Source organism: Mesorhizobium silamurunense, from assembly GCF_014843905.1.
In the GTDB taxonomy this organism is placed as follows: domain Bacteria; phylum Pseudomonadota; class Alphaproteobacteria; order Rhizobiales; family Rhizobiaceae; genus Mesorhizobium; species Mesorhizobium silamurunense.
The window spans coordinates 1-23,874 of the sequence record NZ_LPVS01000101.1; the positions used below are offsets into that span (position 1 = coordinate 1).

The 23,874-nt window shown below is 66.1% G+C and carries 27 protein-coding genes and 1 pseudogene; 12 read left to right on the plus strand and 16 right to left on the minus strand.

All coding sequences use genetic code 11. The features are described 5' to 3' along the window. From AU465_RS29815 to AU465_RS29825, 3 genes and pseudogenes are all read left to right on the plus strand, one after another. Positions 1-504, plus strand: a pseudogene (locus AU465_RS29815) (hypothetical protein); the annotation flags it as partial. 59 nt (positions 505-563) lie between these two features. Beyond that, positions 564-1,163, plus strand: coding sequence for a DUF6456 domain-containing protein (locus AU465_RS29820; RefSeq protein ID WP_192256055.1), 600 nt, complete (start codon positions 564-566; stop codon positions 1,161-1,163). Between the two features lie 242 nt (positions 1,164-1,405). Beyond that, positions 1,406-1,732 (plus strand): hypothetical protein, encoded by a 327-nt coding sequence (locus AU465_RS29825; RefSeq protein WP_192256057.1) that lies wholly within the window; start codon positions 1,406-1,408, stop codon positions 1,730-1,732. A 293-nt stretch (positions 1,733-2,025) separates the two neighbouring features. On the opposite strand, the gene AU465_RS29830 is transcribed toward AU465_RS29825, so the two are convergent. The 3 genes from AU465_RS29830 to AU465_RS29840 form a co-directional block, all read right to left on the minus strand. Then, a complete protein-coding gene (locus tag AU465_RS29830; RefSeq protein WP_192256059.1) occupies positions 2,026-3,294 on the minus strand; it encodes a DUF763 domain-containing protein in 1,269 nt (422 codons plus the stop codon). A 145-nt stretch (positions 3,295-3,439) separates the two neighbouring features. Continuing rightward, positions 3,440-3,787, minus strand: a complete 348-nt coding sequence (locus tag AU465_RS29835; protein ID WP_192256061.1) for a hypothetical protein — start codon at positions 3,785-3,787, stop codon at positions 3,440-3,442. A gap of 257 nt (positions 3,788-4,044) precedes the next feature. Continuing rightward, positions 4,045-4,503, minus strand: coding sequence for a hypothetical protein (locus tag AU465_RS29840; RefSeq protein WP_246506545.1), 459 nt, complete (start codon positions 4,501-4,503; stop codon positions 4,045-4,047). Between the two features lie 89 nt (positions 4,504-4,592). Here AU465_RS29840 and AU465_RS29845 point away from each other — a divergent pair, with 89 nt between their 5' ends. After that, positions 4,593-4,946 (plus strand): cupin domain-containing protein, encoded by a 354-nt coding sequence (locus AU465_RS29845; protein ID WP_192256063.1) that lies wholly within the window; start codon positions 4,593-4,595, stop codon positions 4,944-4,946. Positions 4,947-5,011: 65 nt separating this feature from the next. On the opposite strand, the gene AU465_RS29850 is transcribed toward AU465_RS29845, so the two are convergent. From AU465_RS29850 to AU465_RS29865, 4 genes are all read right to left on the minus strand, one after another. Beyond that, a complete protein-coding gene (locus AU465_RS29850; protein WP_192256065.1) occupies positions 5,012-6,970 on the minus strand; it encodes an acyltransferase family protein in 1,959 nt (652 codons plus the stop codon). A gap of 245 nt (positions 6,971-7,215) precedes the next feature. Continuing rightward, positions 7,216-7,437 (minus strand): alkylphosphonate utilization protein, encoded by a 222-nt coding sequence (locus tag AU465_RS29855; protein ID WP_192256067.1) that lies wholly within the window; start codon positions 7,435-7,437, stop codon positions 7,216-7,218. A gap of 71 nt (positions 7,438-7,508) precedes the next feature. Next, positions 7,509-7,991, minus strand: coding sequence for a RidA family protein (locus tag AU465_RS29860; protein WP_192256069.1), 483 nt, complete (start codon positions 7,989-7,991; stop codon positions 7,509-7,511). Positions 7,992-8,293: 302 nt separating this feature from the next. Continuing rightward, positions 8,294-8,509 carry a hypothetical protein gene (locus tag AU465_RS29865; protein WP_192256071.1) on the minus strand — a complete coding sequence of 72 codons (216 nt, stop codon included), beginning with the start codon at positions 8,507-8,509 and terminating at the stop codon, positions 8,294-8,296. Positions 8,510-8,752: 243 nt separating this feature from the next. Between AU465_RS29865 and AU465_RS29870 the strand changes: the two genes are divergently transcribed. The 4 genes from AU465_RS29870 to AU465_RS29885 all read left to right on the plus strand — a co-directional run bounded on the left by AU465_RS29870 (position 8,753) and on the right by AU465_RS29885 (position 11,181). Further along, positions 8,753-9,682, plus strand: coding sequence for a hypothetical protein (locus tag AU465_RS29870; protein ID WP_192256073.1), 930 nt, complete (start codon positions 8,753-8,755; stop codon positions 9,680-9,682). 94 nt (positions 9,683-9,776) lie between these two features. Further along, positions 9,777-9,941 carry a hypothetical protein gene (locus AU465_RS29875; RefSeq protein WP_192256074.1) on the plus strand — a complete coding sequence of 55 codons (165 nt, stop codon included), beginning with the start codon at positions 9,777-9,779 and terminating at the stop codon, positions 9,939-9,941. Positions 9,942-10,323: 382 nt separating this feature from the next. After that, complete coding sequence (locus AU465_RS29880; protein WP_192256084.1) at positions 10,324-10,413, plus strand: lasso RiPP family leader peptide-containing protein; 90 nt, start codon at positions 10,324-10,326, stop codon at positions 10,411-10,413. A gap of 561 nt (positions 10,414-10,974) precedes the next feature. Then, positions 10,975-11,181, plus strand: coding sequence for a hypothetical protein (locus AU465_RS29885; protein ID WP_192256086.1), 207 nt, complete (start codon positions 10,975-10,977; stop codon positions 11,179-11,181). On the opposite strand, the gene AU465_RS29890 is transcribed toward AU465_RS29885, so the two are convergent. Both AU465_RS29890 and AU465_RS29895 read right to left on the minus strand, forming a co-directional pair. After that, a complete protein-coding gene (locus tag AU465_RS29890) occupies positions 11,133-11,561 on the minus strand; it encodes a hypothetical protein (RefSeq protein WP_192256088.1) in 429 nt (142 codons plus the stop codon). The genes AU465_RS29885 and AU465_RS29890 overlap by 49 nt on opposite strands. Positions 11,562-11,838: 277 nt before the next feature. Continuing rightward, on the minus strand, positions 11,839-12,732 hold the full coding sequence (locus tag AU465_RS29895; RefSeq protein ID WP_192256090.1) for a LysR family transcriptional regulator: 894 nt from the start codon (positions 12,730-12,732) through the stop codon (positions 11,839-11,841). Positions 12,733-12,866: 134 nt separating this feature from the next. On the opposite strand from AU465_RS29895, the gene AU465_RS29900 reads away from it, so the two are divergent. Further along, positions 12,867-14,294, plus strand: coding sequence for an MFS transporter (locus AU465_RS29900; RefSeq protein WP_246506546.1), 1,428 nt, complete (start codon positions 12,867-12,869; stop codon positions 14,292-14,294). Positions 14,295-14,615: 321 nt separating this feature from the next. Next, entirely contained in the window at positions 14,616-16,193 is a 1,578-nt protein-coding gene (locus AU465_RS36835) for a bifunctional AfsR/SARP family transcriptional regulator/alpha/beta hydrolase (RefSeq protein WP_246506547.1), read from the plus strand. Positions 16,194-16,236: 43 nt separating this feature from the next. Here the strand turns inward: AU465_RS36835 and AU465_RS36840 are convergent, their stop codons facing one another. The 6 genes from AU465_RS36840 to AU465_RS29930 all read right to left on the minus strand — a co-directional run bounded on the left by AU465_RS36840 (position 16,237) and on the right by AU465_RS29930 (position 20,683). Further along, positions 16,237-16,440, minus strand: a complete 204-nt coding sequence (locus tag AU465_RS36840; RefSeq protein WP_246506548.1) for a GDCCVxC domain-containing (seleno)protein — start codon at positions 16,438-16,440, stop codon at positions 16,237-16,239. An 85-nt stretch (positions 16,441-16,525) separates the two neighbouring features. Then, the gene (locus AU465_RS29910; protein ID WP_192256094.1) at positions 16,526-16,981 is read right to left on the minus strand and encodes a MaoC family dehydratase; all 456 of its coding nucleotides are present in this window, start codon (positions 16,979-16,981) and stop codon (positions 16,526-16,528) included. Beyond that, a complete protein-coding gene (locus AU465_RS29915) occupies positions 16,978-18,273 on the minus strand; it encodes an NAD(P)/FAD-dependent oxidoreductase (protein ID WP_192256096.1) in 1,296 nt (431 codons plus the stop codon). Before AU465_RS29915 ends, AU465_RS29910 begins: the two co-directional genes overlap by 4 nt. A gap of 11 nt (positions 18,274-18,284) precedes the next feature. Continuing rightward, positions 18,285-19,514 (minus strand): flavin-containing monooxygenase, encoded by a 1,230-nt coding sequence (locus AU465_RS29920; protein ID WP_192256098.1) that lies wholly within the window; start codon positions 19,512-19,514, stop codon positions 18,285-18,287. A gap of 66 nt (positions 19,515-19,580) precedes the next feature. Then, positions 19,581-20,174: an OsmC family protein gene (locus tag AU465_RS29925; protein ID WP_192256100.1), complete on the minus strand. Its 594-nt coding sequence runs from the start codon at positions 20,172-20,174 to the stop codon at positions 19,581-19,583. Between the two features lie 272 nt (positions 20,175-20,446). Then, entirely contained in the window at positions 20,447-20,683 is a 237-nt protein-coding gene (locus tag AU465_RS29930; protein ID WP_192256102.1) for a DUF1127 domain-containing protein, read from the minus strand. 365 nt (positions 20,684-21,048) lie between these two features. Between AU465_RS29930 and AU465_RS29935 the strand changes: the two genes are divergently transcribed. Both AU465_RS29935 and AU465_RS29940 read left to right on the plus strand, forming a co-directional pair. Beyond that, on the plus strand, positions 21,049-22,449 hold the full coding sequence (locus AU465_RS29935) for an NfeD family protein (protein WP_192256104.1): 1,401 nt from the start codon (positions 21,049-21,051) through the stop codon (positions 22,447-22,449). Then, entirely contained in the window at positions 22,446-23,204 is a 759-nt protein-coding gene (locus tag AU465_RS29940) for a slipin family protein (RefSeq protein WP_192256106.1), read from the plus strand. Before AU465_RS29935 ends, AU465_RS29940 begins: the two co-directional genes overlap by 4 nt. Here AU465_RS29940 and AU465_RS29945 read toward each other — a convergent pair. Beyond that, a partial coding sequence (locus tag AU465_RS29945; RefSeq protein ID WP_192256108.1) for a substrate binding domain-containing protein occupies positions 23,173-23,874 on the minus strand: 702 nt, incomplete at its 5' end. The genes AU465_RS29940 and AU465_RS29945 overlap by 32 nt on opposite strands.

Sequence of the window (23,874 nt, forward strand, 5' to 3'; positions counted from 1 at the left end):
ACCTTGTTCGCCGACCCCATCAGGGCCAGCAGCTTCAAACGGCTGCATGAAACAGGCCGGACAGAAGACTGCACCCGACCAATGCGCCAGAACAACGAATTACCTCTTGCATCGCGGGAGCCATCCACAGAGGACGTCGCCGACCCGCATACCTCCCCCAAACGCAAAAAACCCAAAGCGAGAAAACCCGCCCGTACGCTGCCGCCGGCCTGGCTGACACCCGGCAACCGCGAAAAATCCGAAGCCCAGCTCTACAAACTGCCGGCGCCGCCGCCTCCGGTAGCGCCCGGCCGACAGCCGCATGTCGCGGCCATGCGCTTTCTCGATTGCCTGTTCGGCCGCTGCCGCGCGCCGATTGACCTCGCGTTGCGCGAGGATGCCGAGGACGACCCGCTCGGCGCGCGCCCAGGACCGGACATGCTCTGCTGCGGCCTGCGTACGCCCGGCACGCGCTCATACTGTGCGCACCATCATGCCAGGTTTCACGGACACCGGGGAATGTGATCGGAGTGCGATCACCGGAACGCCAGCCTCTCCAATTGCCCACAATCCAAGGAACACCCATGCCCCGCAAGCCCTCCAGAAAACCCCAGCTGCCGAAACTTCCCAAGGGCGAGGCCGAGCAGGTGCGCATCCGCCGCGAGATCGGCCATGATTTTGCGCTGAAGCAGGACCGCTTCGGCCGCCAGCGCCTCACCAATGGCACTGCGGAGGCGCGCCGCGTCTACGAGGTCTCGAATGGCGGCTACACCTCCACCGGCGGCATCGTGCGCCTGCGCAATGTCGATCCGCTGGTGGGCATCACCTCGCTCACCCGCCAGCAGCGCGAGGCAGGCGGGCGTTTTCGCGACGATTTCGAGCGCGCCGCCCGCGAGGGCCTGCAGCCGCAATCCTGGAGCGAGCGCGTCGACGGCGGCAGGGTGGGCGGCGGCATCCCCGACCGCGTGCTCTCAGCCGGCCGCGCGCATGCCCAAGCCGCGGCCGCGCTCGCCCATTGGGAAGTGGCCGAGGTGGTGCGCAGAATTTGCCTCGAAGGCCAGTCGGTAAAGGCCATCGCCGAACGCACGGGCGAGGGGCGCGATGTGGTGGTCAAGCTGCTGAAGGTCGGGCTGGATCTGCTCGCGGTGCATTACGGGATGATGATGGGGAGGCGGGCGGGGTGAAGTGCGCTAGATTTCGCCCGGATTGCAAATTCGCAACCAGCTAGAAAGGATTTCCGGAACGTTCTCCCAATCGTGGTAAGCCAGTCATGGCGATGCGGATGAAATTCAGTAAATTGGGGAAGTAAAGGAGGCGCCCATGGATGAGGATGACGATGAAATTCTGAGCGTCATAAAGAGGAATGTAGAAACACACATCACGCTTCTGCGCGAAAGAAAATTCGCTGAATTGCGAAGATTCCTGGATGAAACCTACGGCGCTAAACCCCGATCAACGGCACGCATATGAGTGCGAAGTTCTCTGGGAGGAAGGCAAGCAAGAGCAAGCTCTGGAGGAGGCGGTCAACCGTCTGAAAAGCGGCAACTACAACGTCAATCACATCATCCTCTGCGCCACATATGCGTGGAAACTGCGCCGAAAGGACGTAGCGGATTACCTGGGGTTGTCGTTCAAGTCCAAAGAACTCGAGACATCGTCCATCGTTCTCGCCGAGTTCGTTTACCGGGAACTCAACGGGCTGGAGGTCAGTGACGAGATGAGACACACGGCCAGGATGCTGGGCGTTGATTGATGATGAAACGCTGAGTGCCGGAAAAGTTCATACTCTGAGCTGGACGGCGCTTTGAAGTCCCAGATTGCCCAAGCCCGGCGCTGCCCCTCATCGCCCTGCCGGGCATTTCTCCCCGTATGGTGACGGGGAGAAAGATGCTGTCACCGACGCTTTCGCCGATCGCCAGCGTCGCGAGATAGGCGCCGGCGTCGCGGTCATCTCCCTTCTCCCCGTCACCATACGGAGAAGGTGCCGGCAGGCGGATGAGGGGCGGCGCCGACCGACGGCCCTTGTCAGAGTTGTTCAGAGGCGCCTCAAGCGCCTTTCTTCAGCGGCTTCGGCTCGCTGTCAGGCGGCCCCTTCTCCCACCCAAACACACTCCGTCCCCCCAGCAGATGCGACTGGTCCATTTCCCCCGCGACAATCTCCTTCAAGCTCGGACCCGTCACATAGCGCTCCATCCTGCGTGACTCCCCGTCCAGCCGTCGCAGCGCCTGCAATTCCTCATCCCGCCCGAGCTTGGCTTTGCTCACCGCCGATTTCAGCACCGAGATCGTCTCGTCATAGACCTTTAGCGGCACGGGGAAGGGGTGGCGGTCCTTGCCGCCGTGGGCCAGCGAGAAGCGCGCCGGGTCGGAGAAGCGGAAGGGCGCGCCGTGCACCACTTCCGACACCATGGCCAGGGCGCGCACCGTGCGCGGGCCGACGCCGGGCACCAGGAGCAGCTCGGGAAAATCCTTCGGGCCGCTTTGGATCGCGGACGCGATGTTGCCGTGCAGGCGGCGCATGACGATGTCGCTCTCGCGCACGTCGTGATGCGCGGGCATGACGAGGTTGGGCAACAGCGGCTGCGCGGCGGGCTCTGGCTCAGGCTGCGGCTCCAGCACGGCCAGCTCCGTCAGGATCTTTTCGGGGCTCATGGTCTTGAGCAACTCGATCTGGCCGATGCGGGCCTTTTCCGCGCGACGGTCGGTGAGGTTGACGATCTCGCCCTGCCGCTCGCCCTCGATCGCCGCATGCGGCTGGTCGACGAAGCTCGTAAGCCCCTCCGACAGCCAGTGGTAGCGGCGGGCCTGGCGGGCGTTGCCGTTCATGCCCTGCTGCACCACCACCCAGCGGCCGTCATCGGTGACGATGAAGCCGTGCAGATAGAGGTCGTAGCCGTCCTGCACGGCGGCGCTGTCCACCTTGGCGACGAGGCGGCTGGCGGTGGCCAGCGCCTCGCCATCGAGGCCAATATGGTCGCCGATCGCGATCAGCTCGCCCGGCGTCTTGCGCGAATGCGCGCCGCGCCCGCCGCAGACATGAATACCGAGTTCGCCCGATAGCGGGTTCAAGCCGCGCTTCAGCGCGCCGATGACCGAGGTGGTGATGCCGGAGGAATGCCAGTCCATGCCCATCACGGCGCCGAAGGACTGGAACCAGAAGGGATGCGCCAGGCGGCGCAAAAGCTCGTCGCAGCCGTAATGGTGGATGATGGCTTCGCAGAGCACCGCGCCGAGCCGCGTCATGCGCTCGCCCAGCCATTTCGGGACCCGCCCGCCATGCAGCGGCAGGTCGGCGCTGCCGCTTCGCTGCGTCACGTCAATTCTCCGTGGTTACCGGAGAGGTAGATGGCAGGGGTGGGATTTGCAAGGTGGGCAAGACGGAGCGCCCCTCTCCGTCATCCTCCGGCGTCTGCGCCGCGTCGCTTCGCTCCTTGTTAGGATGACGAAGCTGCCCGCCTAGTCAGTAACGGCAAATCCGCACGCGTTCCAGCACCCGGTGGTGATGGTGCCAGTGCCTCACCCACCTCACGTGGCAATGGCGGTAATGGTAGTGCCGGTAGTAGTAGCGGTGCGGATAGCGGACCACGTAACCGGGATAATAGTCATCGTAATAGCGCGGGCCGTAATAGCGGCCGCCATAGAACGGTCCGCCGTAGAAGGGTCCACCGTAGAACGGGCCGCCGTAGAACGGGCTATAGCCGCCGAACGGACCGAAACCGAGACCGAAGAATCCGCGCGCATCCGCCGGCGCGACCGTGGCTGCCGCGGAGGCAACGGCGATCACCGAAGCAAATAACAATTTTTTCATGGCAACCTCCTCCTGAAGGCTGATCATCAGGTAAACGCATCGCGGGAAGCCTATGTTCCCGATCGCTAATGTTGGCCGGTGTCACCGGCCCCTTGAGGGAGGAGGTCGCCGCGAAGGGCGGCAGGGCATCAATATCTGGGCCCGGAGCGCGAGGCCGCGCCTCGAATGTCGGCGTCCGAGCCACTTACGTCTTATCTGTCGCCTGCGGCGACATCTACCCTTGAGGGGAGATGTCGCCGCTTACGGGCGCTAATTGGTCAGCGCTCGCAGATGCGGATTTTTTCGATGACGCGGTGGTGATGGCGCCAGTGCTTCACGATCCTGATCCGGCAATTATCACCATAATACCGGTTATGATAGCGCACCACATAACGCTCACGATAGGGAGTGTAGTAGTCGTCATCGTAGACGTGTCGGTAATAGCGGTGAGGGTAATACCCGCCATAGTAGTCGTCTCCGTAGTATGGGTCATAGGACGGGCCGATACCGATACCGAGCTGGACGCTGCCGGCGCTGGCCGGCGCGATCGCAAACGCCGAGGCGATGGCGATCATCGAAGCAAGCAGAAGCTTTTTCATCGCTGCCTCCTTTAGGTTCGATGGATGCCCCTTCAACGGGTAAACGGTTTCGGAGCGGGCGATGTTCCCAGGAAAATGCGCGGCGTTATTTTGGATGGAGCGAGGGGCGATCCCCTGCAGGGATTGGCCAATCGCCATCCCGTCGCGCCGTGTCGCGTTATCGCGCGCGAAGCCCGGGCGCCATCGGCTATTCAATCGCCCAGCCAACCCGATCCCAGGAGCCTTCAATGACCAAACAGACCATTTTCAAATTCGGCGCCGTCGAGCATGCCGAGTCCGGCGACCTGCCGGGCTGGATCGCGGTCGACGGGTCGCCGACCATGCAGACCGCCGTCCAGCACGCCACCGACGACGGCAAGGTGATGGCGGGCACCTGGCGCGCCTCGCCCGGCACCTACCACGCGACCTATACCGACTACGAGTTCGTGCACATGATCGCCGGCCGCATCGTCATCACGCCGGATGGCGGCGAGCCGGTCGAGGTCGGACCGGGTGACGCCTTCGTGGTCGAGGCGGACTTCAAAGGCACCTGGAAGATCCTCGAGCCGGTGACCAAGCATTTTGTGGTTGTGACGGGGTAGAGAGCCATCGCCGAAGCTGCTGATCTCCCCTGCAAGAGGGGAGATCACGCGCTCCAGCGCCCCGCTTACCTACCCACCTTCGAAATCACCCTTTTCTCGACCTCCGGCTCCAGCGATTCCGCAAACGGCGTCGCCAGATGGTGCTGGTCGCGGAAGGCGAGCTGGCCGTCGATGAAGACGTGGCAGGTGGTGGTGTTGCAGAAGCGGTCGGTGAGGTCGACGTAAGAGGCGTTAGGCACGCTGGTGACGATCTCGCGCTCGACCGCGGCCATCGCGTCGTTAGCGGCATAGCTGCGCGTCTGGTCGCAGAGCGAAGGCGCCTTGTCGCGCCATAGCGCGCGCGCCACGCAGGTGTCGATGTTCTCGTCGTTGAACGGCACGTCACGGATGAAGGCGATCTTCAGTCCGGCCTTGCTTAAGGTCGTCAGCGTCGAGCGCAGGCCGGCCCTCCACACGGCGTCGGGCGTGTCCGGCTCGCCCTTGCCGGCGGCCATCTTGCGCGAGGAGGTGAGCGACAGCTCCGAGATCACCACCAGCGAAGGTTTTGCGGCGATGATCTCCTTGATCGCCTGCTCGCGCCATTGGTCGCATTCGCGGTAGTTGCGGTTGAGCTTGGTAACATAGAAGGAGAAACGCGAGGGCCGGCACGAACTCTTCAGCCAGGTCTCGACGCGGTAGCCGTTCTTCTTTCCCGCCTCGATCAGCGGCGTCGACCAGTGATCGGCGTGGGAATCGCCGAACAACGCGATCATGCGCCGGCCATTGCCGAACACGCATGGCTTCGGCGTCACAGTGTCGTAGCCCTCGACGCAGGCCTCGGCGCGCGCGGTGGCGGGTTCGGCCGCGCTTGCCGCGATGCTGCGCTGCTCGGGGTCCTGGTGGCGCACGGCAAGCGCCGCATTGCCATAGGCGGCTGCGACGCCGGTGCCGGTCAGGAGGAGGGCCGGCACCAGCGCCCGCGCCGCATTGGCCATAAGCCAGCCGTTGCGGCGGATCGGATTCTCGATGAAATGGTAGCTCAGCGCCGAGAGCGCCAACGTCAGCCCGAGGCAGGCGAGGCGTTGGGCGAGCGTCAGCTGCTCCACCAGCATGCCGGCATAGACGATCACCGGCCAATGCCAGAGATAGAGCGAATAGGAAAGCTTTCCGACCCACTGCAAGGGCGGCAGCGCCAGGGCGGCATTCACGCCGACCCTGACGCCGGCCGCTCCCGCCAGCAGGAGAAGGACAGTGCCGGCAACCGGCACCAGCGCCAGGAAACCGGGGAAGGGAGCCTCCTCGCTGAAGGTGAAGTAAGCAAAAGCAATCATCGCCAGTCCGGCCAGGCTGAGCGCCAGGGCAAGCCACCGGCGCTTCTGGAGCAGCCATGCCGGCGCCATCGAGGCCAGCCCGCCGGCGGCGAATTCCCAGGCGCGCAGCGGCGAGAAATAGAACGCCCAGGGCTGCGACACGGTGGTCAGCCAAGCGCAGACCGCGAAGGAGACGAGGCCGGCAATGCCGATCACAAGCATGATCGTCCGCTTGCCGGGCTTCAGCCAGCCCGCCAGCATCAAGAGCGCCGGCCAGGCGAGATAGAACTGCTCCTCCACCGACAGCGACCAGTAATGGATGAACGGGTTGTTTGCGGCGTCGTTGGCGAAATAGTCGAACGACCAGCGGATCAGCCAGAGGTTGATCATATAGGCCGAAGCCCACATCGCCCCCTTGGAATAGAGCGCCTGCTCCTCCGGTGAGAGGATGATCGCACCCGCGGCAAGCGTCGCGGCGATGACGAAAAGCGCCGCCGGCAAAAGCCTGCGCGCGCGCCGGGCGTAGAAGCGCAGGAAGTCGAGCCGGCCGGTTCCGGAAATCTCGGTGACGAGATGGCGGGTGATCAGGTAGCCGGAGATGACGAAGAAGATGTCGACGCCGGCAAAGCCGCCGGGCAGGGCGGTGAGGCCGAAGTGGAAGGCGACGACGCCCGCCACGGCGAGCGCACGCAACCCCTCAATGTCTGGCCGGAAGTCCGGCGATGGTGCTGACACGAAGGCGAACCTCGCAACGGTCGTTCGTATCCCGCCTGCAGGAAAGCCTCGCCCCTACGGGTTTATATCGCAATGCAACAAATCTAACGCAGTGCAACATAAGGGGAGGGGGTGAGGGCGTGCGGCGGCGCTGGAACTGCCGATCTCCACCCTTGCGGGGGGAGATTGGCCGACCCGCTTCCTCCTGCAACCTGGCGACTGGCGAAAGCAGCCGAGCCCTTAATCTCCCCGCACCGAAGCCGCAATCACGCCTTCTTCAAAAACTCCGTCTTCAGCACCAGGCCCTTCACCTGCTTGGTGTTGCATTCGATCTCGCCAGGGTTGCCGTTGAGGCGGATGTTTTTCACCAGCGTGCCGCGCTTGATCGTCTCGGACGTGCCCTTGACCTTAAGATCCTTGATCAGGGTCACGGAGTCGCCGTCCGTCAGCGGCGTGCCGTTGCTGTCCCTTACGATCGCGTCTGTCATGGCGGGCCTTTCGTTGGTTGGATGGCGTGTGCCCCGCCTATCGCGCCGACAATGGCCTGGTCAAGCCGCCCTCACCCCCCGATCATCACCTCGGCCTCGATCTCGACCGGGAGATTGAACGGCAGGGCGGAGACGCCGATGGCGGTGCGGGCGTGGCGGCCGATCTCCGGCCCGAAGATTTCGAGGATGAGATCGGAAAAGCCGTTCATCACCGCTGGGGTCTGGGTGAAGCCCGGCGCCGCGTTGACCATGCCGTGCACGCGGCACCAGCCGGTGATCCGGTCGAGGCTGCCGAGCTCGCGCCTGAGGCTCGCGAGCATCGACAGCCCGACCTTGCGGGCCGATGCCCGCGCCTTTTCCAGCGACACGCTCTCGCCGACGACGCCGGACGGGCCGGTGAGCCGGCCGTCCGGCTCCTGCGGCCCGTGGCCGGAGATGTAGGCGCGGTCGCCGCGCACATTGACCCAGGGAAAAGGCAGCAACATCCCTGGCGGCAGTTTCAGCGGCGGCGGCAGGATGATGCCGAGCGCGGCAAGCTTTTCCTCGGCACCCATGGCATGGCCTCCCTCGGAGCCTCGTCGCACAGCCATAGCAGCGCCCTGGCCGCGACTGTGCCGAGCTTTCCGGTTCGCTGTCCTTTCGTCAAGACGGCAAGAATTGGCCGGTCTGAGGATTGGCATGGCCCGCGCGGACCGCGCCGCTTGGCGATCCGCGCGGGCGGGCGCCGGCCCCCGCCGGCGGCGCCAAGCCCCCAAACCCTCAGGCTGGCCGGGTGGCTGTTGGTTCGGCCTTTGCCCGGCCGTTTCTGCTTCCTCGCCCACCAGGACAGAACGTCGCGAAGGTGGCTTAAATCGCGCTAGAAATGGATCCATAGCGCCGGCGGATATGCTTGGCTTGGCGGCGCGGTTGTCGCGGTGCCAGCGGGCGCTATGCCACCGGTGGACGTCTGGTCCAGCGGCGGCCGGGTTTTCTCGGTCTGGGTCTTTGTCTCGGTCACCAGAGTTTTCGTTTTGGCTTCGGCGGCTTGTGATAGCGCAAGTGCCACAACAAGCGCGGATAGAACGACTTTCATGACAACTCCCCTGCACCCACCCCGGCGGCGACCCTAGCGCCGGCTGCCCGGCCGCAAAGGCAGCGCGTGCGGAACGCTGTGGAATTCTCTGGATTTCCTGGAATATTAGGCCATGGAAAATCGGCATGGCCGGGAATGGAGACTGTTTCCCGGCGTGCTAAACCGAATGGTTAGAGCAGCTCGGCGATTCCCTGCCAAACGCCGAAATGCTCTGGCGGCGAAAAGCATCGAGGGGCTTGTTGCATGGCGCAGCACATCGCGCAAAAACTAAGACTGACGTCGGCCTTGCTGGGAACCGTGACCCGCAAGGACCTGGCGGCGGCGTTCCGCGCCGTCAACCCGAAGACGGCGTTTGATCTCGGTCGCGCCGACAAATGGCTGCAGGGCCGCGCACGACCGCGCCAGATGAGCGTCTATGACGACTGGGCGAAGCTACTCGAGCTGGAACAGCCCAGCGCCTGGATCGCCGAGAGCGACCTGGCAAGCTTCACCGCCGCGATCGCGGCCCGCCACGGCATCGACAGCGCCGAGCTGGAGCGCCGCGCCGGCGTGCAGTTCGAGGCCTCCGCGCATGACGAACGCGGCCTCGGCTCCGGGCTTGCCGGGACCTATGCCTGCTATTCGCGCGCCTGGTCGCCCTATTATCGCGGCCAGCTCATCAAGGGCCGCCTGTCGATCGAGGCCGGGCCCGGCGCGCATGGGCTTGCCGCCACCTATCGCGAGACCTTGCCGACCGGGCAGTTGCTGCTCGGCGGCCCGGTCAACCCGGCAAAGCGCGGCCTCTACGTGCATCTGAAGGAGGCGGGCGGCGACGCCCAGTTCTTCCTCTGCCTGTTCCCGCAGACGCAGCCGGTCAGTGTACTCGGCGGCTATATGTGCGGCGCCGCCATCATCGGGCCCGAGGCTCAACCGTCGATCACCAGGATCCTTCTGGTGCGTCTGCGCGATGCAGCATTCGGCGCCGAGACATGGGGCGGATACCTGCCGGCCGGCGGCTCGATCGCCGGCGACCTGACGAGCCTCGGCATCGCCGTGGAACACCCGGAAACGATCGACCGGCAACTCGAGCAGTTCCTTGGCGCCGACAGCGGCGGCGCCAACCAGATCCCGCCGGCCGATTTCCGCGCCATCCTCAATGTGTTCGACCGCCATTGGCTGCAGCACGCGGGCTAACCTCGGCGTCAAGAAGAGAGCGCCGGGAGAGGGCGCCGGCTGTTGCCTGCGTACCACAGTTGACGCGCTTTCGGTTGCGGCAGGCGCTCGTTGCATGCAGATCACGAAAACGTTTTTTGACAAGACGGCGTCCCCCTTGCCTCGTGAGGCGGCAACATTGGATAGGGGCGCATCCATGAAAAAAGTTTACGAGAAGCCGACGCTGTCGAAGCGCGGGAAGCTGTCCGGCGTCGTCGCGGTCGCGCTCTCGCGGACCTGAGCGGTATTCCGGTTCCGCCGCCGCGCGGAACGCGTCGCATGCGGCGTCGTCGCTATCGTGGTGTCCAGACCAAAGTAATCGCGTATCGCTGATCCGGCGGCCAGCCGGCGATTTCGCCAGGCCTTGCCGCATGGTTGCGCTCGTCGAATCTTGACAGGCTCGGCATGGCGCGTTCACCTGTGCCGATCGTTGACCCGCGCAGGAACGGACGATGAAGAAGACTTACGAAAAGCCCAGGCTGCAAAAGCGCGACAGGCTTTCGGCCGCGACCGCCGCCACCCCGTCGTCCGGCTTCACGTTCTGAGGCCGTCGGGCGGTCCAAACTTGACAATCGCTCCCCGCGGCGCTCATTTTGCCCGGATCGTCTTCAGGGGGAATCTCGATGAAGAAGGTCTACAGCAAGCCGACGCTCGAAAAGCGCGGGAAGCTTTCGGCTGTAACGGCCGGCAACGGCTCGTCCATCGCGGTCTAGCGGCAGGCACAGCGTCAGAGCCTTGCGACGCTCCTGGCCAGGAGCGGGCGGTACACCGTGCAGGTGCCCGCCCGTCCGGCGCCGCCGCCAAGCTGCTGAAACCCCGTCCGTCCCCAACAGCAACGGTCATGGCGTGACCAGTGATCGCGAATTGCCATTGGCGGGCCTTGCTGTCAACGCCGGCCGGAGCGCCCCGCGGAGGGCGCTTTTTTTGTTGTGCAGGGGCCGAAATCGGCCTGCTGCGATCACGCCATTGCCTTTGGCGGAAGCTCGAAAATGGCGGATTTCCGGGCTTTTCGACCGTTGCGGAAGCCGGCGCCGGGCTATATGCCTATCCGCTTGAATAAGCTTGTTTTTCGCCGGCTGAGGCGTTTTGAGGTTCCCCTTTTACCCCTGACTTTTTTTGGGCGCATTTCTGCATTGCAGCATTGGCGGCTGCGCGAGGCGCCGCGGGCGGTTTCGCCAATCACTGGTGTCAGAGCGTCAGCCCCTCTGTGAACCGCTTCATGATGCCATCATGCAAGCATGCTATGATGCGCCATGCGAGCGGGGGAGGGTGCGATGGGCGATCGGTTGCTCGAAGTGCTTGCCAGGCGCAAGTCCTGGATAGATAGGGTGGCGCTTGGGCTGCTCATCTTTCTCGCAACGCTGATTGCCGGTCTTATGGGCGGCGCAGGCGCGCAGGAGGTGGAGACGGTGCGCGTCGCCACCTTCAACGCCTATCTGCTCTCGCCGATCTTCAAATGCGCCAACCCGAACGTCGGCTGAACTACGAGCTCAGAATGCGCAAGAACGAGCCGGTGACGGTAGGGCCATGAGTTATCGGCACTTTTGGTTCCTCGCCCCGCAAGCGGGGGATAGGTGTCCGCCAAGCGGACGGAGAGGGGCCTTCGTAGGGCGTTCCCCCGCTTCGTCTCGGCTTCGCCGATCCACCTCTCTCCCACTTCATGGGGCGAGGAAACTTCAATTCGTTCCGCCCACTTGGTGGTGGCGCAGCGGTCGTTGTGCTGCGCGTCGATGGCGTGGGTGCATTCCCGGGAATGCGCCCAGCCGGTGTCGGCCATCACCTTGCTCACGGTCATCGCCTTGCCGCTCCCGGTGGTGAAGGACGCCCAGCCGGTGTCGGCCATCACCTTGCTCACGGTCATCGCCTTGCCGCTCCCGGTGGTGAAGGAGGGTAAGGCGGACGGATTGTCGAGGGCGCTGCCGTCGTATCAAGGCTTGGGTTCCACGCCCCCGCCAAAGGCGCGGGAGAGGTGGCCGCGAAGCGGACCGAGAGGGGGTCTTCGTAGGGCGCTCCCCCTCTCCGTCTCGGCTTCGCCGAGCCACCTCTCCCAGAGGAATCCCTGATCCTGACGCGTCGCGATCCTTCGCACCCCCTTCTGGCCTGTCGCCCATCTCGCCGCAGGGAGGAGATCGGCAGATTCACCGCCCGCCGCACACGTCTCTTACCATCCCCCGCAGCCAGCGATGCGCGGGGTCGGCGTCGAGGCGCGGGTGCCATAGCAGCGAGATGGTGAGCTCGGCGAGCTTCACCGGCAGGGCGAAGGTGAACAGGCCTTGGCGCAGCTTGCCCGTATAGCGCTCGGGCACGGTGGCGATGAGGTCGGAGCCGCGCGCCAGCGCCAGCGCTTCCGAAAAGCCGCCGACCACGGTCGCGATTGTTCGCGCCAGCCCGGCGAGCCCCAGCGCGTCGTCCACCGGCCCGCGGTCCAGTCCGCGGCGCGAAATCAATATGTGGCGGCCGGCGGCGAAACGAGCGGCGGTGATCTTGCCTTCGCTTAGAGGATGGCCCATGCGCACCACGCCGACAAAACGGTCACGGAACAAAGCCTGCGCCCGCACCTCCGGGCCGGTCGAGCCGCCGACCACGCCGGTTTCGAGGTCGACGCTGCCCTCGCGCATCGGCGCGCTGTCCTTGTCGGGCTTCGGCACGAAGCGCAACTGCACGCCCGGCGCCTCCTCGGCGACGCGCGCGATGAGGGCAGGGCCGAAATTTTCGACGAAACCGTCGCTGTTGCGCAGCGTGAAGCTGAGCGCGAGACACTTGATGTCGAGCCGCTCGGCGGGACGCAGCATGGCCTCCGCTTCCTTCACCAGCCGGCCGGCTTCCATGCTGAGTTCGATGGCGCGCGGCGTCGGCACCAGACCGCGCCCGGCGCGCACCAAAAGCGGGTCGCCGGTCGCTTCGCGCAGTCTTGCGAGCGCCCGGCTCGTCGCCGAAGGGCTGAGCTTCAGCCGCCGCGCTGCCTTGGCGACGCTGCCTTCGGCAAGCAACACGTCCAGCGTGACGAGCAAGTTGAGATCGGGTCGCGACATGGCGCGATCTTAGCACGGTTCCGCCTTTGTGATATGGCGTTTGATGCACTGATGAAGTGCAAATGCTGCGTATTTCGCCATATCAGGCAGGCGCCTATCTTCCCGGCAGGTTTCACCCGCGCCGGAGAACGACCATGGCCGACATCGCAGATCCACGCACCGCATCAGCAAGCCGCTCGGCAACCGGCGCGCTGGCCAGCCTGTCGCTTGCCATGTTCCTGTCTTCGCTCAGCACCAGCATCGCCAATGTCGCGCTGCCGACGCTGAGCACCGCCTTCGCGGCGTCCTTCCCGGCGGTGCAATGGGTAGTGCTTGCGTATCTGCTTGCCATCACCGCGCTCATCGTCAGCGTCGGGCGGCTGGGCGATCTCGTCGGCCGTCGCTTGCTGCTGGTTGCGGGTCTCGCGCTGTTCAGCGCCGCCTCGCTGGCGGCAGCACTTGCCCCGACCTTGCCGCTGCTGATCGCCGCGCGCGCCGCGCAAGGCCTCGGCGCGGCGGTGATGATGGCACTGACCATTGCCTTCGTCGGCGAGACGGTGCCGAAGGAGCGCACCGGCAGCGCCATGGGCCTGCTCGGCACCATGTCGGCGATCGGCACAGCATTTGGGCCGTCGCTCGGCGGCGTGCTGATAGCCTCCCTCGGCTGGCGTTCGATCTTCCTCGTCAATGCCACGCTCGGCGTCGCGGCCATGCTTGCCGCACGGCGCTTCCTGCCTGCGGGCGAGGCGAGGGAAGATCAGGGCGCGGGGAGGGGACGCGCTCGCTTCGATACGCTCGGGACGATCCTGCTTGCGCTGACGCTCGCCGCCTACGCTCTGGCGATGACTTTTGGGCGCGACGATTTCGGCGGCCTCAACATCGCGTTGCTCGGCGCCGCCGGCCTCGGCGCCGGCCTGTTCCTCTACGCCGAGGGCAAGGTGGCCTCACCCCTGATCAAACCAGCGCTGTTCCGCGACCCGGTGCTGGCGCCGAGCCTTGCCATGAACGCGCTGGTCTCGACGGTGATGATGGCGACGCTTGTGGTCGGACCGTTCTTCCTGTCGCGCGCGCTGGGCTTGAGCGAAGCGCTGGTCGGCGCCGTCCTGTCGATCGGCCCGGTCGTCTCGGCGCTCTGCGGCGTGGTGGCGGGGCGCGTCGTCGACCGCCTCGGCGCGGCGCCGATGATCGTGGTCGGACTGGCGCTGATGGTGATCGGCTGCATTGCCCTTTCGGTGCTGCCGGCGGTGTTCGGCGTCGCTGGTTACGCGGTGGCGATCGTCTTGCTGACGCCCGGCTACCAGCTTTTCCAGGCGGCGAACAACACCGCCGTCATGGCCGATATCGACAGCAACGAGCGTGGCGTGGTGTCGGGCATGCTGAGCCTGTCACGCAATCTCGGCCTGATCACCGGCACGGCGGTGATGGGCGCGGTGTTTGCTTTTGCGGTGGGCACCGGCGAGGTCGGTGGGGCAGCGCCGGAAGCTGTGGCTGGCGGCATGCGCGTCACCTTCGCGGTGGCGGCGGGGCTGGTGGTGGTGGCGATGGGGATTGCGATGGTTGGAGGTTTGCGAAAACCGAAGTGACAGCCAATCTCCCCCCTTGAGGGGACATGGCCGGCAGGCCAGAGGGGGTCGTCTCACGTAGTTGGCCGGCGCCGTCTGGAGTCGCGCAGGGCGCTGGCGCTCCACGCGCGGCGACCCCCTCTGTCGCCTTCGGCGACATCTCCCCCTTGCGAGTCCCTCAAGGGGGGAGATAAGGCGCCGCCAATGTAACCCATCGCACATTCCCCGCTCTCGCCTTGCTGTATCGGCTTCCGTAAATTAGCCGAATTTGATATTGCGGTGCGGTCTTCTCCCGCCACGAGAGAAGCAAGGGGTAATGGCAGTGGAAGGGTGCCCGGCCGCATGACAGTCGGTCCGCATATCGGGCCGCTGAACCTGTGCGTGCTCGGCGATTTCCAGGTGGCACGCGACGGCGCGCTGCTCGACCTGCCGCCGTCACGCAAGACGAGGGCCTTGCTCGCCTATCTCGCCGTCACCGGCAAGGCGCACCAGCGCGAGCGGCTTTGCGAAATCTTCTGGGACATTCCCGACGATCCGCGCGGCGCGCTGCGCTGGAGCTTGTCCAAGATCCGCCAGGTGCTGGGCGAGGACGAATGCGCGCTGGTCGCCGACCGCAACACTGTCGCGCTCAAGGTCGCAACAGACTATGCCCGGCTGCTGCCGCTGCTGAAGGGCGACCTTTCCTTGGCGTCGACGGAAGAACTAGAGGCGGTTGCCGGTTCGATCCGGGGCGATTTCCTCGCCGATCTCTCGCTCGAGCGCTGCTTCGAATACGAGGCCTGGCGCGCGGGCGTCGCCAGCGAGGTCGAGATCGCCGAGCTTGGTATATTGCGCGAGCTGGTCGGACGCCTGGCCGGCGAGCCGAGGCGGGCGCTGCCGCTTGCCCGGCGCCTGCGCCGCCTGCTGCCGGAGGACATAGGCCTGGCGGAAGAGATCGAGGTGCTGGAGGAGAAGGTGAGGGCGGCCGCCGCCCAGCCCACGGGACGCTCTGCGCAACCCGGCGCTGCTGGCGTGGCCCAGGTGCAATCACCTTCGCCTTCGCCGGGAAAGAACCCGGCAGCCGCGCAGGACCCCGGCCGCGCCGTTCATTTCTGCCGGGCTCGCGACGGCACGAGGCTCGCTTTTGCCAAGACCGGCAGCGGCCCGCCCATCCTTCGCGCCGCGCATTGGATGTCGCATCTCACCTTCGACTGGGACAGCCCGATCTGGCGGCATTGGATGTCGGAACTGTCGCGCGAGAACCAGCTGGTGCGCTACGACGAGCGCTGCAACGGCCTGTCGCAACGCCACGTGGTCGACGTCTCGTTCGACACCATGGTGTCGGACCTCGAATGCGTGGTCGAGGCGGCGGGGCTCGATCGCTTCACGCTACTTGGCCTCTCGCAGAGCTGCGCGGTTTCGATCGCCTACGCCATACGCCATCCCGAGAAAGTGTCGGGCATGATCCTCTATGGCGGCTATGTCAAAGGCTGGCGGGCGCGCGGCGACGCGGGTGAGATCGCCACGCGCGAGGCCGTGGCGACGCTGATGCGCGAGAGCTGGGGCAAGCCGAATCCGATGTTCCGCCAGGCCTTCTGCTCCATGTTCATCCCCGGCGCCACGCACGAGCATTTCGCCTGGATGGACGATTTGATGCTTCGGACCGTGTCGCCGGACGACGCCTGGCGCCTGCAGAGCGCCTTCTCGGTGATCGATGTCAGCGAGCTCCTGGAGAAGGTGCGGGTGCCGACCCTGGTGCTGCACGCGCGTGAAGACAACGTTGCCCCTGTCGAGTCCAGCCGCACCATGGCCGCCGGCATTCCCGGCGCGCGCTTCTTCGAACTGGAAAGCCAAAACCACATCTTGCTCGAAGGTGAGCCGGCCTTCGACGAGTTCATCGGCCATGTCCGGGCCTTCGTCGCCGAGACGGCGGGATCGTAAGACCGCGGGCGGTTGTCCAGCTGCCCGTCATGGCGTCTGACCTTCAGCCCCGGTGGGCTGCGCGGTTCTCCTGCAGCGGCGGACACGGGTGATCGGCGTAGGAACAGAACACGCAGCAGTCATTGGCACGAGGCTTCAAGAGCGTTCCACACCCACGGCATTCGTAGAAATGAACGCAGGCATCCGTGGGCATCGTCTCTTTTTCGCGATGTCCGCACTCGGGGCAGGTGATGGTCGCTTCAAGCATTGCCGCTCCAATGCTTCCGGTAAGCAAATATATGCCCCAGATGCGTGTGGCATCAAATAGATAGGCAATCGGGGACCAGGCGCATTCAGCTCTTGGCCAGCGGCACGGTGAATACGGTCGCGGTGCCGGTGAGGCAAACCTCGCTGGCCTCGTTGCGCACCGATGTCTCCAGTTTCGTGATCGGCTTGTCGGAACGCACCTCCGTGACCTCGACCCTCCCGGTGATCAGCTCGCCGACGCCGACCGCCTTGACGAATTTCCATGAGACTTCGAGGAACACCGAGCCCGGACCGGGAAGGTCCTCTGCCACCACTGCGTTCAGGATGCCTGAAGTAACGCCGCCCTGGACGATCAGCCTGCCGAACACCGATGCCTCGGCAAGCCGCTTGTCGTAGTGCAGCGGGTTGCGGTCGCCGGTCATCTCGGCGAACGCGTCGATATCCTGCGCCCGTGTCCGCCGTGAGCGCTCGGCGGACGCGCCCACCTGCGGGCGTCCGTTGACGACGCCGATCCATCCGTCCTTCATCATATGCGCGGTCATGGTCTCATCCCTGTTCGGTTGCGTTGCGTGATCGAGCCGGCGGCGGACGGCGGATTGGTGTCGTTTGCCGGCGCCCGCCGCGCTGCCGGCCGTCGTCGGGCAGCGTGGAGGGCGCGGCTCGGCATCTCTCGTTCGGCGAGCGCCTGGACTTCCGCCTTCATCACCGCGCTGAAGCGGCGATGACGCTCGCCGATGTCGGCGAGCGTCCAGTCGAAACCCGCGACGGCGTCCGTAGCGTCGAGGATCTGACTGGCGAAGACGTCGCGCTCGCGCTGCCAGGCAGTGAAGGCTGCGTCCGATCCGTCCAGGACCGCCCGCGCCAGGCCCTCGGCATCGCGCAGCGCATCCGAAATGCCGTGCGCGGTGATCGGATCGCGGAAGAAGCCGGCGTCGCCGACCAGCGCCCAGCCAGGGCCGTAGGCCTGGCGGATATAGCCCGGCACGCCGCGGAACGCCTGCAGGCGGGCATCCTTGGCCGCGCGGTCGGCTTGCGCGGCAAGGGCGGGTGAGAGCGCTTCCAGCACCTCCATGCGGGCGCCCGCATGGCCGATGCGGAAGCGCTGGTCGAACAGCCTGGTCGGTACCGAGGCGACGATGCAGGCCATGCCGTCATTGGTCGGGATCAGCGAGCCGGCAATTCCGTCGCGAAAATACCAGTGGTAGCCGGCGCCGGGTTCGACGGGCGCATAGCCATAGACATGGGCGGCCGAGACCGCGCCTTGTCGCAGCACCTCGGCGTCGCAGCACTTCGCCACCAGCGAGCCGATGCCGTCGGCGCCGACCACGATATCGGCGCTGACCCGCAAGGCGGCGCGGCCGGCGCCACGGATCTCGACGCCGCGCACGCGCCCGCGCGTATCGGCAAAGAGGTCGCCGACCGCCATGTCGTGCAGGAACTCGGCGCCGGCCTTGCGCGCCGCATCGACCAGGATGCGGTCGAGCACGGTGCGCCGCGGCGCGATCAGGCCGGGCAGGTCCGGTCCGCCATCGAGCGGGATGGTGATCTCCTCATCGCCATAGTGGAAGGTCGTCGTCTCGATCGGCGGTGTGCCGGCCTTGAGCAGCGGCGCGAGCAGGCCCCACCGCGACAATTGCAGCACGGCCGCACGCATCAGCGCGTGCGTCGACAGCGTGTCCGAGCCATAAGGCCTGCGCTCGATGACCAGCACTTTCAGCCCGGCGCGGGCGAGCAGCAGGGCCGTCGAGGCGCCGGCACAGCGCGCGCCGACGATGATGGCGTTGTAATGGGCGCACTTGGGCGTGGGCGGAAGGGAAATCGCAGTCGTTGGCATCTTCAGTGTCCTCAGGCGGCTTGGCGGCCTTTGCGGTCGAGATAGCGACGGACCTCGGCGGCGATCGCTTGCGCGTCGACACCGGTGCCGCCGATGAAGTTGGAATCGCGCTTGCGCAGGAAGCGGAAACCGAGCGCGTAAAGGCCGGGAACGCCGGTGACGCCATCGCGGTGCGCCAGCTCGCCATCGGGCCCCAGCGCCGACGGCTCCAGCCAGTCGAAGGATCGGGCATAGCCCGTCGCCCAGATGATTCTGCGGATCGATCCGTCCGTCAGCGAAAGCTGCGACGGAGAGGCTGAAGGCACCTTGACCGGCTCGGGTCGTGCGGGCCGCGGCCCGGCACCGGCGAAACGGTCGATCCGGTCAAGTAGGCGGGCCTGCTTGGCTTCCGCCGCCGCCATGCTCGCCGCGAGGTCGCCGGCGAAGGCTATCTCGCCATTGGCAATGCCGCGCACGCGGCCGGTCAGCTCGACGCCGAGCGCCTGCAGCGTGGCGAGGTCGACATTGGCGCTGTCCGGCCGGCCGGCGAGTTGCAGCGAAGGCTGCCGCCTGGCGCTTTCGGGATTGGCGATGGCGTCGAGCCGCTCGTCCATCAGCCCCATCGCGCAGAGCCACCAGAAGATGTCCTTGCCGCGCCAGCGCCGCGGCAGGCGCGTGTGCTTGCCGGCCGAGAGCACGACGCGCAGGCCGGCGCGCGCCAGTTCGTCCGCGATCTGCACGCCGGAGGAGGATGCGCCGACCACCAGCACGCCGCCGGTGGGCAACGCCTCCGGGCAGCGATATTTTGATGCGTGAATGCTTTGCGGCCCGTTCTTGCCGTCGAGTGTGAACGGGACCATCGGCCGGTCGCAATGCCCGGTCGCCACCACCACGGCCCTGGCCGACCAGTCGCCGGCGCTGGTGGCGAGCGCGAAGCCACCGCCGGTCCACCTGCAGGCGGTGACCTCGACGCCGCATTCGACAGGTACCTGCCAGCGGCTTGCATAGGTTTCGAGATCATGGACGAACGCGTCCTTCGTCCTGAAGCCGTCGGGGTCCGGGCCGTCATAGGGCGAGCCGGGCAGGCCGTTCAGCCAGTTGGGCGTCAAGAGCCTCAGCGATTGCCAGGTCTGCGCGCGCCAGCGCTGGCCGATGCGGCCGCGCTCCAGCACGACATGGTCGATGCCGGCGCGGCCAAGGCAATGGCTGAGCGCAAGCCCGGCCTGCCCGCCGCCGATGATGACAACGTCAGCATGTTTCATGGCTCTGTTCCGAAACCCTGGGAAGAGACGGTCCGGACTTCGCCCGGACCGTCTTCCAGCCCTGCGTCACTGGATGGTCTTGATACCGACCGTGACCGGCACGCCCTTGGTCAGCACGTCGAACACGGCCGAGCGTGCGCGGGCCTGCTCGACAAGCTGCTGGAGCTTCTCGGCCGGCGCGTCGCCCTCGATCTCGAACGAGACCTGGATGTTCTGGAAGCCGTTGCGGACCTCATCCGAGATGCCGAGGATGCCGCGCAGGTCGATATCGCCGTCGACCGAGCACTTGACCTTGGTGAGCTTGATGCCGCGCGCGGCGGCGATGTTGGCGAGCCCCGCCATCAGGCAGCTCGCCAGCCCATGCAGCAGCCATTCGACCGGGGTCGGCGCGTTGTCGGCGCCGCACAGGATCGCAGGATGGTCGCTGTCGGCATAGAAGGGCTTTTCGTGCTTCTGCTCCTGGCCGGCGCCGTAGAAGCCATGCATGACGCTTTTGCTGTGCGTGCCCTCGATCCATTCATTGTGGGCACGGAACTGGAACTTCGCCAGCTCCGGCTGGCCGGCGACGAAGTTGATCGTCGCGAGCAGGTTCGGCGTGTCGACGCCATTGAGCGGAACGCGTGCAGGTTTGGTGTTGGCAGGTTTGGCGTTGGGTTGCATGTGACTACTCCAAGGTTGCTCTTGCGGCTTGGTTGCCGTGACGCTTTCATTTGGCGGTCGAGCGTTTGAACGAGAGTGGGTGCGAGCGTGGAATTTTTGATGCGCCCACCGTGGAAATCGCATTGGGCGTTTCATTTCGCACATGCGCCCGCCGCCGCGATCCAACGCCGGGGAGGCCGGTCGACGGGCAGGGCCAAACGCGAAAACCCCGGCGATACCGGGGGCTTTTGATCGGCCTTCAAGCTGTTCCGGCCGCCGAAGCGCCCCATGCTTCAGTCGCTCATCCCGTCCGTGTCGGAGGGCGCAAGGCGGATCGAGGTGCAGTACTCGATCTGCGAGCGGCTGATGCCGAGATCCTTGAGCATATGGTCCGGCATCGCCTGCAGCGCGGCGCGTTCGCTGCGCAGCTTCATGGCGCGATAGGCCAGGCTGAGTGTGCGCCAGGCAAAGCCCGACAGGCTGAAGCCCGCCCGGCCGGATTCATTGGTTATTCGATCCAAAGTCGTCATTGTCGTCTCCATTCTTTGCGGGCGCGTTCGTTGGCGCGGTCAATGGGGACAATGAGGCATGAGCGAGGGAGCGAGCGTTGGAGCCCGCGTCGAAATTGCCGTGGAATCGTGGGGGCTAAAGCGGGCGAGCGCGTAATCTCCCTCCTTGAGGGGGAGATGGCCGGCAGGCCAGAGGGGGTCGGTCCGACTGGGCTCGGCCTGCTGCGGCAGATTGAGGTTGGCGCTCCACGCGCGGCGACCCCTTTGGCGACATCTCCCCCGCAAGGGGGAGATCGGCGGTTGCGACGTCTTCGCCCTTCCGCCTCACACCCCCTCATTGGACTTCGCCCGGCACAACCCCATATTGAATCCATGGAGCTTTGAGCGTGAGACTCGCGCGGGTGGCCCTTCTGGCAGCGGCCTTCGTGGCCGCCGCGGTTCTTTTCCCCTTCTCCTCGACCGGAATGGCGGCGGAGAGGGTTGCTGTCAGCATCGCGATCGACGGCGCTATCGGTCCGGCGAGCTCGCGCCAGCTCAAGGATGCGCTCAAGGCCGCGTCCGAGCGCAACGCCGCGGTCCTCGTCCTTCAGCTCGACACGCCGGGCGGCCTGGTCACCTCGATGCGCGAGATGATCGCCGACATCCTGGCTTCTCCCGTTCCCGTCATCGGCTATGTCGCGCCGGCCGGCGGTCATGCGGCGAGCGCCGGAACCTATATCCTTTATGCCACCCATGTCGCGGCGATGGCGCCCGGCACCAATCTGGGCGCGGCGACGCCGGTCGAATTCGGCGGGCTGCCCTCGCTTCCCGGCGGCGAGAAGGACAACGGTCCTGGCAAGGACGGTAAGGACAGCGGGCGGCCGCCCGGCGACGCGATGATGGCCAAGGTGACCAATGACGCGGTGGCGCTGATTCGCTCGCTCGCCGAGCTGCGCGGGCGCAACGGCGACTGGGGCGAGAAGGCCGTGCGCGAGGCGGCGAGCCTCTCGGCGAGTGCCGCGCTGCAGGAACATGTCATCGACTTCGTCGCCCGCGACACGACCGAGCTCCTGCAGATGGCCGACGGCCGCACCGTCGACGTGGCCGGCAAGAAGGTGGTGCTGGCCACGAAGGGCTTGGCCGTCGAGACGCTGGATCCCGGCTGGTTCATCCGGCTTCTCTCCGTCATCACCGACCCGAACGTCGCTGTCCTCCTGATGCTGATCGGCTTCTACGGCATCGTCTTCGAGGTCACGAGTCCCGGCGCGGTGGCGCCGGGCGTCATCGGCGCCGTCTGCCTCGTGCTCGCCCTCTACGCTCTCGATCTGCTGCCGATCAACTATACCGGGCTCGCCCTGATGCTGCTCGGTGTCGCCTTCCTTATCGTCGAGGCTTTCAATCCGACGGTGGTGCTGGGGGTCGGAGGCGCGGCCGCCTTCCTGCTCGGCGCGGCCATGCTGCTCAAGATCGAGGGGCCGGGCTTCGCCATATCCTGGGCGATCATCGGTCCTGCCGCGGCGTTGACGCTGGGGCTCGCGCTTTTTGCCGGCAGCTACCTTTGGGCGGCGCGACGCAATCCGCCGCGCATCGGCGGCGAGGCGATGCGCGGCTTGCCCGTGGAGATCCTCGACTGGCAGGGCGGCGAGGGCCATGTGCTGGCGCTCGGCGAGCGCTGGCGGGCGAAGGCCGATGAACCGATCGCGCCGGGGGACCGCGCAGAGGTGACCAGCGTCAGCGATCTCGTGCTGACGGTGCGTCGGCGTGGTGCCGGAAACAACGGGGCGGCAAACGACGGAGCTAAACAATGACAGTCGCTTATGTCGGCTATCTGATCCTCGCGCTGCTGGTGATCATGTTCCTGTCGGCAGCCATCCGCATCCTGAGGGAATATGAGCGCGGCGTGGTCTTCACGCTTGGCCGCTTCACCGGGGTGAAGGGGCCGGGCCTCATCATCCTCGTTCCCTTCATCCAGCAGATGGTGCGGGTGGACCTGCGCGTGGTGGTGCAGGACGTGCCGCCGCAGGACGTCATCTCGCGCGACAACGTCTCGGTGAAGGTCAACGCGGTGCTCTATTTCCGCATCGTCGATGCCGAGCGGGCGATCATCCAGGTCGAGGATTTCATGACCGCCACCAACCAGTTGGCGCAAACCACGCTGCGCTCGGTGCTCGGCAAGCACGAGCTCGACGAGATGCTGGCCGAGCGCGACAAGCTCAACAGCGACATCCAGGAGATCCTCGACCAGCGCACCGACGCCTGGGGCATCAAGGTCTCCAATGTCGAGATCAAGCATGTCGACCTCAACGAGAGCATGATCCGCGCCATCGCCAAGCAGGCCGAGGCGGAACGGCTGCGGCGCGCCAAGGTGATCAACGCCGACGGCGAGCAGCAAGCCGCCGCAAAGCTGGTCGAGGCCGGCAAGATGCTGGCCGAGGAGCCGCAGGCCATGCAGCTGCGCTATTTCGAGGCCCTGCACGACATCGCCGGCGAGCGCTCCTCCACGGTGGTCTTCCCGCTGCCGGTGGATTTGCTCAGCCAGTTCCTGAAGGGGCAGGGGAAATGAGGGCGTGCCGCCACGGCGGCTCGGGCGAAAATCGTTTGCCGATCCAGTCGGCGAAGGCGCGGGTCTTGGCGGCCTGGCCCTTGGCCGAGGGCATGACGACGTAGACCGCGCCCTCGTCGGCCAGCGTCCAGTCCTCCAGGATCGGCACCAGCCGGCCGTCGGTGAGCTCGCGGCCGACCAGCCAGTCGGTGCTCATCATCAGGCCGACGCCCTGCACGGCGGCCTCGACCAGCACCTCGGCGTCGTCGCTGATCAGCGGCCCCGAAACCTCGACGCGCATGCGCCGGCCTTGGCGGTCGGTCATCTCCCAGGCTGGAAAGGTCTGGAAGCCGGTGAAGCCAAGGCAGGAATGATCGAGCAGCGCCTGCGGCGTTTCCGGCCGGCCTCTGCGGGCGAGATAGGAGGGCGCGGCGCAGAGCAGCCGGCGCCGTGTCGCCACCTTGCGCGCCACCAGGCGCGAATCCTCCAGGCTGCCCAGCCGCACGGCGACGTCGAAATTCTCGGCGACGAGATCGACGAAGCGGTTGGAGAATTCGGCCTCGATGCGTACATCCGGGAACTCGGCGAGGAACTGCGGCAGGAACGGGGCTATCCACATGCGCCCGAATGTGCCGGGCAGCGCCAGCCGGAGCAGCCCGCGCGGCCGGCCGCCGGCATGCGCGGCGGCGGC